General features: G+C 68.3%; 8 protein-coding genes. 4 read left to right on the top strand and 4 right to left on the bottom strand.

Annotation, left to right across the window (positions count from 1 at the left end; genetic code table 11):
* Nucleotides 1-6 precede the first annotated feature (6 nt).
* The 3 genes from hutU (at nt 7) to ETC07_RS00325 (ending at nt 4,833) form a co-directional block, all read left to right on the top strand.
* Nucleotides 7-1,686, top strand: a complete 1,680-nt coding sequence (gene hutU, locus ETC07_RS00335; protein ID WP_136246558.1) for a urocanate hydratase — start codon at nt 7-9, stop codon at nt 1,684-1,686.
* 177 nt (nt 1,687-1,863) lie between these two features.
* Nucleotides 1,864-3,396 carry a histidine ammonia-lyase gene (hutH, locus tag ETC07_RS00330; RefSeq protein WP_136246557.1) on the top strand — a complete coding sequence of 511 codons (1,533 nt, stop codon included), beginning with the start codon at nt 1,864-1,866 and terminating at the stop codon, nt 3,394-3,396.
* Between the two features lie 90 nt (nt 3,397-3,486).
* The gene (locus ETC07_RS00325; protein WP_136246556.1) at nt 3,487-4,833 is read left to right on the top strand and encodes a Na+/H+ antiporter family protein; all 1,347 of its coding nucleotides are present in this window, start codon (nt 3,487-3,489) and stop codon (nt 4,831-4,833) included.
* Nucleotides 4,834-5,090: 257 nt separating this feature from the next.
* On the opposite strand, the gene ETC07_RS00320 is transcribed toward ETC07_RS00325, so the two are convergent.
* Together ETC07_RS00320 and ETC07_RS00315 are read right to left on the bottom strand one after the other, a co-directional pair.
* Entirely contained in the window at nt 5,091-6,209 is a 1,119-nt protein-coding gene (locus ETC07_RS00320) for a DUF2955 domain-containing protein (protein ID WP_136246555.1), read from the bottom strand.
* A 76-nt stretch (nt 6,210-6,285) separates the two neighbouring features.
* Nucleotides 6,286-7,347: an HlyD family secretion protein gene (locus ETC07_RS00315; RefSeq protein ID WP_136246554.1), complete on the bottom strand. Its 1,062-nt coding sequence runs from the start codon at nt 7,345-7,347 to the stop codon at nt 6,286-6,288.
* 245 nt (nt 7,348-7,592) lie between these two features.
* Between ETC07_RS00315 and ETC07_RS00310 the strand changes: the two genes are divergently transcribed.
* On the top strand, nt 7,593-8,927 hold the full coding sequence (locus ETC07_RS00310) for a Na+/H+ antiporter family protein (protein WP_136246553.1): 1,335 nt from the start codon (nt 7,593-7,595) through the stop codon (nt 8,925-8,927).
* Nucleotides 8,928-9,008: 81 nt separating this feature from the next.
* On the opposite strand, the gene ETC07_RS00305 is transcribed toward ETC07_RS00310, so the two are convergent.
* Together ETC07_RS00305 and hrpB are read right to left on the bottom strand one after the other, a co-directional pair.
* The gene (locus ETC07_RS00305; protein ID WP_136246552.1) at nt 9,009-9,464 is read right to left on the bottom strand and encodes a YchJ family protein; all 456 of its coding nucleotides are present in this window, start codon (nt 9,462-9,464) and stop codon (nt 9,009-9,011) included.
* A gap of 236 nt (nt 9,465-9,700) precedes the next feature.
* Nucleotides 9,701-12,145 carry an ATP-dependent helicase HrpB gene (hrpB, locus tag ETC07_RS00300; protein WP_136246551.1) on the bottom strand — a complete coding sequence of 815 codons (2,445 nt, stop codon included), beginning with the start codon at nt 12,143-12,145 and terminating at the stop codon, nt 9,701-9,703.
* Nucleotides 12,146-12,227 lie beyond the last annotated feature (82 nt).

Raw genomic sequence — 12,227 nt, 5'->3', positions numbered from 1 at the left:
CCAAGCATGTCTAATACCGATAAGCGCCACGACCCCAGCCGCCAGATCGCCGCCCCCACCGGCAGTGAGCTCTCCTGCAAGAGCTGGCTCAGCGAGGCGCCGCTGCGCATGCTGATGAACAACCTGCACCCGGACGTCGCCGAGCGCCCCGAGGACCTGGTGGTCTACGGCGGCATCGGCCGCGCCGCCCGCGACTGGCAGTGCTTCGACAAGATCGTCGAGGTGCTAAAGCGCCTGGAAGACGACCAGACCCTGCTGGTCCAGTCCGGCAAGCCGGTGGCGGTGATCCCGACCCACAAGGACGCCCCGCGGGTGCTGATCGCCAACTCCAACCTGGTGCCTGCCTGGGCCAACTGGGAGCACTTCAACGAGCTCGATAGGAAAGGCCTGATGATGTATGGCCAGATGACCGCCGGGTCCTGGATCTACATCGGCTCCCAGGGCATCGTCCAGGGCACCTACGAGACCTTCGTCGAGGCCGGCCGCCAGCACTTCGACGGCGACCTTCGCGGCCGCTGGGTGCTCACCGCCGGCCTCGGCGGCATGGGCGGCGCCCAGCCGCTGGCGGCGACCCTGGCCGGCGCCTGCTCGCTGACCATCGAATGCCAGCAGACGAGCATCGACTTCCGCCTGCGGACCCGCTACGTCGACGAACAGGCCGAGGATCTCGACGACGCCCTGGCGCGCATCGAGAAGTACACCCGAGAAGGCCAGGCGATCTCCATCGCGCTGTGCGCCAATGCCGCCGACGTGCTGCCCGAGCTGGTCCGCCGTGGTGTCAAGCCGGACATGGTCACCGACCAGACCAGCGCCCACGACCCGCTGCACGGCTACCTGCCGGCCGGCTGGACCTGGGACGAGTACGTGGCCCGCGGCAAGACCGAGCCCGAGGCGGTGGTCAAGGCCGCCAAGCGGTCCATGGCGGTGCACGTGCGCGCCATGCTCGACTTCCAGCAGATGGGCGCGCCGACCTTCGACTACGGCAACAACATTCGTCAGATGGCCCAGGAAGAAGGCGTCGAGAAGGCCTTCGACTTCCCCGGCTTCGTGCCCGCCTATATTCGCCCGCTGTTCTGCCAGGGCATCGGCCCGTTCCGCTGGGTGGCGCTGTCCGGCGACCCCGAGGACATCTACAAGACCGACGCCAAGGTCAAGGAGCTGATCCCCGACGACCCGCACCTGCACAACTGGCTCGACATGGCCCGCGAGCGCATCGCCTTCCAGGGGCTGCCGGCGCGGATCTGCTGGGTCGGCCTCAAGGACCGTGCGCGCCTCGGCCAGGCCTTCAACGAGATGGTCGCCAATGGTGAACTCAAGGCCCCGGTGGTGATCGGCCGCGACCACCTGGATTCCGGCTCGGTGGCGAGCCCCAACCGCGAGACCGAGGTGATGCTCGACGGCTCCGACGCCGTCTCCGACTGGCCGCTGCTCAACGCCCTGGCCAACACCGCCGGCGGCGCCACCTGGGTGTCGCTGCATCACGGTGGCGGCGTGGGCATGGGCTTCTCCCAGCACGCCGGCGTCGTCATCGTCGCCGACGGCAGCGACGACGCCCACGCTCGCCTCGGCCGCGTGCTGCGCAACGACCCGGCCAGCGGGGTGATGCGTCACGCCGATGCCGGCTACGACAGCGCCCAGCGGTGCGCCCGGGACAACGGCCTCGACCTGCCGATGCTCGATCAGTAAAGACGCCTCTCTACCCACGGACATGCATCCTGCCAGCCGACGATTGCCGGGGGCAGGTCGAAGCGAAGGTCCGATGCCAGGGAAGGCATCGGTAGCGCCCAGGGAAGGGTGCGCAGCGCCTTCGCAAGGAGCCTGCCCCTGGCCGAGTTCCGGCCAGGCGACATCAAGGAACCCCATATGAACCATCTCGTGATTTCCCCCGGCGACATGACCCTGGCCCAGGCTCGCCAGGTCTTCCAGGCCCCGATGACCATCGAGCTGCCCACCAGCGCCGACGCCGACATCGGCCGCGCCGTCGACTGCGTCAATCGCGTGATCGCCGAGGACCGCACCGTCTACGGCATCAACACCGGCTTCGGGCTCCTGGCCCAGACCCGCATCGAGAATGACCAGCTCGGGGATCTGCAGCGTTCGCTGGTGCTGTCCCATGCCACCGGCGTCGGCGAGGCCATGGATGATGCCCTGGTGCGGCTGATCATGGTGCTCAAGGTCAATAGCCTGGCTCGCGGTTTCTCCGGCATCCGCCGTGAGGTCCTCGACGCCTTGGTGGCGCTGATCAACGCCGAGGTCTACCCGCATATCCCGCTCAAGGGCTCGGTGGGCGCCTCCGGCGACCTGGCCCCGCTGGCCCATATGAGCGTGGTGCTGCTCGGCGAGGGCCAGGCCCGCCACCACGGCGAATGGCTGCCGGCTCGGGAAGCCCTGGCCAAGGCCGGCCTGGAGCCGCTGTCGCTGGCCCCCAAGGAGGGCCTGGCCTTGCTCAACGGCACCCAGGTCTCCACCGCCTACGCTCTCAAGGGGCTGTTCGAGGCCGAGGACCTGTTCGCGGCGGCCACCGTATGCGGCGCGCTCACCGTGGAGGCGACCCTGAGCTCACGCGCGCCCTTCGATGCCCGCGTCCACGAGGTGCGTGGCCAGCGCGGCCAGATCGACGCCGCCGCCGGTTATCGCCATCTGCTCGGCGAGCGCAGCCAGCTCAGCGACTCCCATGCCGACTGCGGCAAGGTCCAGGATCCGTACTCGCTGCGTTGCCAGCCCCAGGTGATGGGCGCCGCCCTGACGCAGCTTCGCCAGGCCGCCGAGGTACTGGCCGTCGAGGTCAACGCGGTCTCCGACAATCCTCTGGTGTTCGCCGAGCAGGGCGATATCATCTCCGGTGGCAACTTCCATGCCGAGCCGGTGGCCATGGCGTCCGACAACCTGGCGCTGGCCATCGCCGAGATCGGCTCGCTGACCGAGCGGCGCATCTCGCTGATGATGGACAAGAACATGTCCCAGCTACCGCCCTTCCTGGTGGAGAACGGCGGGGTCAATTCAGGGTTCATGATCGCGCAGGTCACGGCGGCTGCCCTGGCCAGCGAGAACAAGGCGCTGGCCCATCCGCACAGCGTCGACAGCCTGCCCACCTCGGCCAACCAGGAAGACCACGTTTCCATGGCTCCGGCCGCCGGCAAGCGCCTGTGGGAGATGGCCGATAACGTGCGCGGCATTCTCGCCATCGAATGGCTGGCCGCCTGCCAGGGGCTGGACTTCCGTCATGGTCTAAAAACCACCGAACCGCTGGAACAGGCGCGCCAGTCTCTGCGCGAGCGGGTGGCCTACTACGATAAGGATCGCTTCTTCGCCCCGGATATCGACGCCGCCAACGAACTGCTGAAGGCTCGCACCCTGAGCCATCTGGTGACCGCCGAACTGCTGCCCAGCCACTGATGTGGCTCTCGCCCGCTCGTCTTCCCGACCACGGAGGGCAGACGAGCGGGTCACTCCTCCAATAACAATCCCGCTCCACAAGGACCCTCCATGAATGCAGTCGTCCTGGCCATCCTGGTGATGGTCGTGCTCAGTCTCGCCCGCGTTTCCGTGGTCTTCGCGTTGATCGCCGCCTCCCTGGCCGGCGGTCTCTATGCCGGCATGCCGATCGGCGAGATCATGAACGCCTTCAATGACGGCCTCGGCAACGGCGCCACCGTGGCCATCTCCTACGCCGTGCTCGGCGCCTTCGCCGTCGCCCTGTCACGCTCCGGCGTCACCGAACTGCTCTCCGCCCGGGCCATCGGCCGGCTCAAGCTCGACGAGGGCATCCCCCACCGCCGCACCATCGCCCTCACCCTGCTTGGGGTGCTGCTGGCCTTCGCGATCAGCTCGCAGAACCTGATCCCGGTGCACATCGCCTTCATCCCGGTGCTGGTGCCGCCGCTGCTCAAGCTGATGAATCACCTCAAGCTCGACCGCCGCGCGGTGGCCTGCGTGATCACCTTCGGCATCACCGCCCCCTACATGCTGCTGCCGGTGGGCTTCGGCTCGATCTTCCTCCACGACATCCTGCTGGCCAACCTCAACGAGGCCGGCGCCTCGCTGGGCCTGTCGGTGACACCGGGCATGGTGCCCACGGCGATGATCGTGCCGATCGGCGGCATGGCGCTGGGCCTCGCGGTCGCGGTGCTACTGAGCTATCGCGGCAAGCGCGAGTACCAGGACCTCGACCTGGCCCACGGCGACGCGAGCCAGGCCCAGGCCGCCGGCCGGCTCAAGCCCTGGCAGCTCGGCGTGCTGGCCATCGCCCTGGGCGGCACCGTGGCCACCCAGCTGGTCACCGGCTCCATGGTACTCGGCGGCATCTTCGGCTTCGCCGTGCTCTCGGTGAGCGGCGTGTTTCGCTGGCACGAGCAGGACGGCATCTTCACCGAAGGCATGCGCATGATGGCGCTGGTCGGCTTCATCATGATCTCGGCATCGGGCTTCGCCAGCGTCATGCAGGCAAGCGGTGAGGTCGAGACCCTGGTCACCAGCTCCACCGAGCTGATCGGCGACAACAAGGGTCTGGCCGCGCTGATCATGCTGCTGGTCGGGCTGTTCATCACCATGGGCATCGGCTCATCGTTCTCGACCATCCCGATCATCGCCTCGCTCTACGTGCCGCTGGCGCTCAACTTCGGCTTCTCGCCGATGGCCACCATCGCCCTGGTCGGCACCGCCGCCGCGCTGGGCGATGCCGGCTCACCGGCCTCGGACTCCACCCTCGGCCCCACCGCCGGCCTCAACGCCGACGGCCAGCACGACCATATCTGGGACAGCGTGGTGCCCACCTTCCTGCACTACAACATCCCGCTGATCGCCTTCGGCTGGCTCGCCGCCATGACCCTGTAAGCCCCGCTGCCGGTCTCAACAGACCGGCAGCCCCGGTTTCCTGGCGTAGTGGGAAAGGCCCTGGCCTGCTGGCTCGGGTCGCTGGGCTGCCCCCTCCCCGCCCGGGCAGCACCTCCAGCATCGACTGGCGGTTGTAGGGCGCGGCGAGGCAGTGCCGACGAACATCGGTCATGATCGGCCTCGGGCGAGCACCATGAAGGAGCGAGGGGCGCCGATGATGGCGCCATGGCGTTCCGACTCACCGGGGGCTTCAAGACTCAATGCGCGGTGTCACGCGTCATCGGGAAAGCATTGAGCAGGCGGTGCAGCACCGCCATCACCACCAGCGCGCCGACCATGGCCACGCTCATGGAGCTGAACCGGTACAGGGCGGCATAGACGACATCCTGGTTCGGCCCCAGGTACTGCCCGTAGAGAATGCCGAGGGTGGTCAGGGCGCCGAAGCCGACCCCCGAACCCGCGCCCTCGAGCAGATGAATGCGCGCGAAGAGCATCAGGCCGATCCAGTAGCTGAGCATCACCAGCAGCAGGTGATCGCTCTGGGTGAATAACAGCAACTGCATCAGGATCGCCAGGTTGCAGCCGAGCAGCGCGCCGATCGCCCGCTTGACCGCCGACACCTTGGCATTGGGATAACCCAGCGAGAAGAGAATCAGGATGGTCGCCATCTGCGCCGACAGGGAATCCTGTAGATCCAGGCTCTGGAACACCGCGAAGGAAAGCGTGGCGGTGATCGCACCGATCAGCGTTTGATGACGCACCAAGGCGGCGGGCTTGTCGGCGGCCGGCGGCGGCCGGCGGCCTTCGACGTCAGGAAACAACAGATGCATCAACGCCGCGATACACACCGCCAGCACGCTGGCCACCACGTTGTTGGTCAACAGATCGAACAGGTCCCGGGTCGGATAGCTGGCGAAGTGCAGCAGCACGCTCAGCGTCAGCACGCCATTGGCGCCGAACAGGAACAGCGGCCCCTTCGCCATCAACCGGAAACGCGAATAGAACAGCAGAAACGCAAGCCCCGTCATCACCACCGGCATGTGCTGGGTGAGCCCGACCACCAGCGACACCTCGACCACGTTGAGGCAGACATTACCCAGAAACTGGCGCACCACATGCGGGGTGAAGACCGGCACCATGCCCAGCAGGAACATCGGATAGACGGTGTAGAAGACACCATAGTTCCAGTCCATCAGATGGCTGATGGCAAAACCGATCACCCCGGCGAAGGCCACGCGCAGGCACTGGCGCATGTCGTTGATCGAGAAGCGTGACTCACCGGTCTCTCGCGCCTCCGTGGCCTGGGCGCCGTGCGGCAGCACCTGCCCCACCGAGCGCAGCAGTAGCCGCCTCAACCCATGCAGCAAGCCGGCCATCGAACCTGCTGCCGGCGCCCGCTCGGTGCTGTCGTCCCCCGCCTCAATCGGTCGCTCGGCGTCTTCGGGGAGACGCTCAGTAGACATAGTGAAGCCATGACATCAGCCGGATCTGCATGCCACCGAACAACGCCGCCAACGGGTTCGACGCCGGCAACAGCTGAACCGTGGCGCGCGCGCCGCTGACGGGCAGCACCTCGGGGGGCTCTTCCACCACCAGATGCAGGCGCACGCGCTGGGCATCGCGCACCCAGCGATCGGTGGTCGGAATGCTCGCCAGCTGGCCATTCGCCGGTAGTTGCCCGGCACGCACCCCGGCATCTCGCGAGGCGACGCGCGCCTCGAATACCCGGCCCGGCAGCGCGTCGAACACCACCCGGGCCGGCTCTCCCTCACGCACGTGGCGCAGGCTCTTCTCGCGCAGGTCGGCGATCAGGTCGAGGCCGTCGCCGACCACCGCCAGGCTCGCCTGCCCCCGGGACACATAGTCTCCCTCGCGCAGCTGCAGGTTGGTCACCACGCCGTCGCGATCGGCACGCACCAGGGTATGCTCGAGGTCGAGCTCGGCCTGATCGATGGCGTTGTCCGCCTGGCGAAGCTGCAAGTTGCCGCCGCCACGCTCGCCGAGCTTCACCTCCAGCTGACGAATGCGGGCCTGTGCCGCCGCCACCGACGACCGCGCTTGGCGCTCCTCGGCCACGATGCTGTCGACCCGTTGCTTGGCAATGCCGCGGCGGGCCAACAGCGTCTCGGCCCGATCGCGCTCGCCGGCCAGCTCATCGGCGGAGGCCCGCGCCGCGTCGAGATCGGCCCGGGCCTCGTCGAGGTCGGCCTCGAGCAAGGCGTTATCACGCTCCACGGCCTCCCGGGCCAGGCGCGCCTGATGCAGCGCCAGCTCGAAGGGGTCGCGGTCCAGCGAGAACAACGCATCGCCGCGCTCGACCCGCTGATTGTTGGTCACGGCGACGGCCTCGACACGCCCGGAAACCTCCGGCGTCACCCGTACCACGGGCCGCAACACGCGGGCCTGGGGAGTCATCGGCATATAGGTATCGGCGACCACGAAATAGACAAACAGCACGCCAAAGGCCGCCAACGCGACCCGAACCCAGCGCGCAAAACTCTGATCTGGAGACATCGATGCTTTCCTGACGCAGGCATTCGGTGCCGCCAGAGGGTGGCAGCACGCAAAAGATGAGATGGTACCAAATCTTTTAGCCTGCTATAAGGTTTGACCTTAATCTTTACCTTCCTGCCTATACCGCCTTCGCGGCGTCGTGACTCACCTCTTCCCCCGGGCCTGCCTGGCATCATGGGCCGAGATGGCTACAATGGGCGCTTCGCTTTTGCGCCCATTCCCTCGACACCCCGCAAGGAAACCTCATGAACGCCATCGTGCTTGCCATCCTGGTCATGGTCACCCTGAGCCTGATGCGGGTCTCCGTGGTCTTCGCGCTGATCACGGCCGCGCTGGTCGGCGGCCTCTATGCCGGCATGCCGATCGGCGAGATCATGAACGCCTTCAATGACGGCCTGGGTAACGGCGCCACCGTGGCCATTTCCTATGCCGTGCTCGGCGCCTTCGCCGTCGCCCTGTCACGCTCGGGGATCACCCAGCTGCTCTCCAGGAAGGCCATCGCCGGGCTTCACCTCGACCAGGGCATCCCCCGCCGCCGGACCATCGTCTATGTACTGCTCGGCGTGCTGCTGGCCTTCTCGGTCAGCTCCCAGAACCTGATCCCGGTGCATATCGCCTTCATCCCGGTGCTGGTGCCGCCCCTGCTCAAGCTGATGAACCATCTTCAGCTCGACCGTCGTGCGGTGGCCTGCGTGATCACCTTCGGCATCACCGCCCCCTACATGCTGCTACCGGTGGGCTTCGGTTCGATCTTCCTGCACGACATCCTGCTGACCAACCTCAATGACAACGGCCTGGATGTCACCGCCGCCATGGTACCCATGGCGATGATGGTACCGATCGGCGGCATGGCACTCGGGCTCGTGGTCGCGCTCCTGTTCAGCTACCGTCGCAAGCGTGAGTATCAGGACCATGACCTGGCCCACGGCGACGAGACGCCCGCCGAGGCCGCCAGCCACCTCAAGCCCTGGCAGATCGCCGTGCTCGGCCTGGCCCTGGTCGGCACCGTGGTGGCCCAGTTGATGAGCGGCTCCATGGTGCTTGGCGGCCTGTTCGGCTTCGCCGTGCTCTCGGTGAGCGGCGTGTTCCGCTGGCACGAACAGGACGATATCTTCACCGAGGGCATGCGCATGATGGCGTTGGTCGGCTTCATCATGATCGCCGCGGCCGGCTTCGCCAGCGTCATGCAGGCAAGCGGTCAGGTCGAAACCCTGGTCACCAGCTCCACCGAACTGATCGGCGACAACAAGGGCCTGGCGGCGTTGATCATGCTGCTGGTCGGCCTGTTCATCACCATGGGCATCGGCTCGTCGTTCTCGACCATCCCGATCATCGCCTCGCTCTACGTGCCGCTGGCCATCAACTTCGGCTTCTCGCCGATGGCCACCATCGCCCTGGTCGGCGCCGCGGCGGCGTTGGGCGATGCCGGCTCACCGGCCTCGGACTCCACCCTCGGCCCCACCGCCGGCCTCAACGCCGACGGCCAGCACGACCATATCTGGGACAGCGTGGTGCCCACCTTCCTGCACTACAACATCCCGCTGATCGCCTTCGGCTGGATCGCCGCCATGACGCTGTAAGTCAGGCACCCCGAGGCGCAATGCGAAAAGCCCCGTCGGCCGTCCCCGGCGGGGCTTTTCACTGTCGGGCCGATGAAGGCCTCAGTGGCGCAGGCAACACGCCTTGCCCTTCCTGCCGCTGCCGCACGGACAGGGGGCGTTACGGCCCGGCTTGAGACGCGTGACCGTGGGCTCGCCGTCCACATAAAGCCAGCGCCCCGCCTCGCGGCGGAAGCGCGACTGCTCCTCCAGCGCGCCCCAGCGGCGCCCCTCGCGGAAGGTGGCGCGGAAATGCACCGTGCCTCTCTCGCCCGACTCGCCATGGTCGAGGATCTCGAGGCGCACCCACTGGGTCGGGTCATCGACCGGCAGCGACGCCGGCCGGGTCTCGGCGGCCCAGCTTTCCCGCAGATAGTCGGACAGGCCCAGGGCGAAGGCGCTGAAGCGCGAGCGCATCAGCGCCTCGGGGGTCGGTGCCGGCTCGCCGCGGTGGTAAGGCCCGCAGCACGCGGCGAGCGGCTGACCGCTGCCACAGGGGCAAGGGGGTGTCGTCGTCATCGAACTCTCGTATCCATCTTGAAGAAACCTGCGTGTCGGCTTGCCGGCCTTGTCCCAACAGTCGGCGAACGAAGGCGAGATCCGGGCCCGTTCCCTACGAGCCGACGCACTTCCCATCGCCCTGTGAGGCGCCAGGCAAGCCTCAGCGAGAGTACGCAGTTTACCGGGGTGTAAATGCGTATTTCGAGCGGATGTTCAACACCGTATCGCCGAGCACGGACACTTCTGGACATGGACTAGCGCCGCTTGGTGCGTGCCGTGGCCTCGGCCGACCAGGGGTCTTCCGGCCAGGGGTGCCGGGGGTAGCGACCGCGCATGTCCTTGCGCACCTCGGGGTAGCCATTGGCCCAGAAACTCGTCAGGTCCGCCGTGACCTGCAGCGGACGCCGCGCCGGCGAAAGCAGATGCAGCAGCGGCGCGACCCGCCCATCGACCAGCCGCGGCGCGGCCTGCCAGCCGAAGACTTCCTGGAGCTTGACCGCCAGCACCGGCGTCTCTCCGCGATAGTCCAGCCGCACGCGGGAGCCGCTTGGCACCGTCAGGTGGGTCGGCGCCAGCGCATCGAGGCGGCCACGCAGGTCGCCGGCCAGGCCATCCTCAAGGATGCGCGCGAACGGCAGCGCCTCGACCTGATCGAGGCGGGTAAGCCCCGCCAGGTAGGGGCCGAGCCAGGCGTCCAGAGCGTCGAGCAGCGCCTCGTCGGACCAATCCGGCCAAGCATCGCCCAGCTCACGGCGCAGCAAGGCGACCCGGGCGCGTAGCTGCTCCGTGGCCTCATCGAAGGCCAGCCCGCGCCGGCGCACGGCCTCGAGCAGCGCCCGCTGAACCGCCTCCGGCGGCAGCGTTTCCAGCGGTCGACGCTCGAGGATCAAGGCCCCGAACCCGCGCCGCCGCTCGCCGATCAGGCGACCCCGTTCGTCGGACCACTCCAGATGGTCTCGCCATTCCCCGGCCTGCGGATACAGCGCCATCAGCCCGGCCTCATCGAGGGCCGCGGCGCGAAAGATGCGCCCGCCGCCGGCCTCGCCGTCCAGGGCCACCGCCACCAATAGCCCGGTGTGGGCCAGCGCATGCGACTCGGGCAGCGTGGCCTGCCCACCGCCGGCCAGGCGGAAACGCCCCGGCGCGAGGCGCTGGGCGATGCGCTCGGGCCAGGCCAGCGCCAGCAGTTCGCCGAGCGCGTCCATTCGCGGTGTCGAAAGCCGGCAGCCCATGAGGCTCGCCAGGCGTTTGGCATCGCGTCGCCAGGCACGATCTTCACCGGGGGCGGCGAAACGCGTCTCGAGCGCGGCGGCCAGGTCGCGTTCGTCATCGCCGTCGCGACCCTCGAGCAGCGCCGCCAGCCCGCAGGCCAGGCTTTCGGCGCGAAACTCGGCGGCACGCTCCAGCATCACCGCCAGGCGCGGATGGGTCGGCCAGCGCGCGCAGGCGCGGCCCAACGCGGTGAGTCGATGGGCGTCATCCAGTACCCCGAGGACACGCAACCGCTCTCGACCGGCGGCGAAGGCCCCGGACGGCGGCGACGTGATCCAGGTCAGCGACTGCGGCTCGGTGATGCCCCAGCGCGCCAGCTCGAAGGCCAGCGGCGTCAGGTCGGCCTGGCGAATCTCCGGTTCACGGTCCGGCACCAGCGGCTGCTCCTCGGCCCACAGCCGGTAACAGACGCCCGGCCCCTGCCGGCCGGCACGCCCGCGACGCTGGTCGGCGCTGGCCCGATTGACCCGTCGGGTCTCGAGGCGTGTCAGCCCGGTGCGCGGCTGGAACACCGGCAGCCGTTCCTGGCCGGCATCGATCACGATGCACACCCCCGGCACGGTGACGCTGGACTCGGCGATGGCGGTGGCCAACACCACCCGGCGCCGGCCCTCGGGGTCGGGCGTCAGCGCCTGGCGCTGGGCCTCCAGCGGCAGCCGGCCATGCAGCTCGTGAACGGCCACCGCGGGCAGTCGCTCGGCAAGCGCCCGTCCCAGGCGACGAATCTCGCCGACCCCGGGCAGGATCACCAACGCATCGCCGTCATCCGCCGCCAGGGCCTCGGCGACCACCGCCGCCCGATGGCGCGCGGGATCGTCACGGCTGCGGGGCGGACGATGCCGGGTCGTGACCGGGAACTGGCGCCCCTCGCATGCGATCACCGGGGTCGTTTCACCGAGCACCGCGGTCAGGGCCGCCACGTCCAGGGTCGCCGACATCACCAACAGGCGAAGGTCATCGCGCACCGATTGCGCATCCAGGGTCAGCGCCAGGCCGAGGTCGGCCTCCAGGCTGCGCTCGTGGAACTCGTCGAAGATCACTCCGGCCACGCCCTCGAGCAACGGGTCGTCCTGCAGCATGCGCGTGAGCACGCCCTGGGTGACCACCTCGAGGCGGGTCTCGGGCCCGCTGCGCGATTCGCCGCGCATCCGGTAACCCACGCTCTGCCCGACCGTCTCGCCCAGCGATTGGGCCATGTGCCCCGCCGCCAGCCGGGCAGCCACGCGGCGTGGCTCGAGCAACAGCAGCCGCTGCCCGCGGCACCAGGCGGCCTCGAGCAGTGCCAGCGGCACCCGGGTGGTCTTGCCGGCGCCGGGCTCGGCCACCAGCAGCGCGCGTGTCTCCGTCGCCAGCGTCGACTGGATATCGGCCAGTCGCGCCTCGATGGGCAGCTCGCCCTCGGCAAGTCGATCAACGCCTGATGTCATGCTGGTTGTCTCTCCCGGCCCCGACATGGCGCCTCAAATCGTCGCGCCCGAACCATATCACTTCGTTGAATGCCGATGCAGG

The organism is Halomonas borealis (assembly GCF_004798905.1).
Taxonomy (GTDB): domain Bacteria; phylum Pseudomonadota; class Gammaproteobacteria; order Pseudomonadales; family Halomonadaceae; genus Halomonas; species Halomonas borealis.
The sequence above is the reverse complement of the archived record's forward strand: the minus strand, read 5'-3'. Positions and strand labels throughout refer to the sequence as shown.

Excerpts from the sequence above, each read along its gene's own strand:
- hutU (WP_136246558.1), top strand. The coding sequence starts at position 7 with ATGTCTAATACCGATAAGCGCCACGACCCCAGCCGCCAGATCGCCGCC.
- hutH (WP_136246557.1), top strand. The coding sequence starts at position 1,864 with ATGAACCATCTCGTGATTTCCCCCGGCGACATGACCCTGGCCCAGGCT.
- ETC07_RS00325 (WP_136246556.1), top strand. The coding sequence starts at position 3,487 with ATGAATGCAGTCGTCCTGGCCATCCTGGTGATGGTCGTGCTCAGTCTC.
- ETC07_RS00320 (WP_136246555.1), bottom strand. The coding sequence starts at position 6,209 with ATGGCCGGCTTGCTGCATGGGTTGAGGCGGCTACTGCTGCGCTCGGTG.
- ETC07_RS00315 (WP_136246554.1), bottom strand. The coding sequence starts at position 7,347 with ATGTCTCCAGATCAGAGTTTTGCGCGCTGGGTTCGGGTCGCGTTGGCG.
- ETC07_RS00310 (WP_136246553.1), top strand. The coding sequence starts at position 7,593 with ATGAACGCCATCGTGCTTGCCATCCTGGTCATGGTCACCCTGAGCCTG.
- ETC07_RS00305 (WP_136246552.1), bottom strand. The coding sequence starts at position 9,464 with ATGACGACGACACCCCCTTGCCCCTGTGGCAGCGGTCAGCCGCTCGCC.
- hrpB (WP_136246551.1), bottom strand. The coding sequence starts at position 12,145 with ATGACATCAGGCGTTGATCGACTTGCCGAGGGCGAGCTGCCCATCGAG.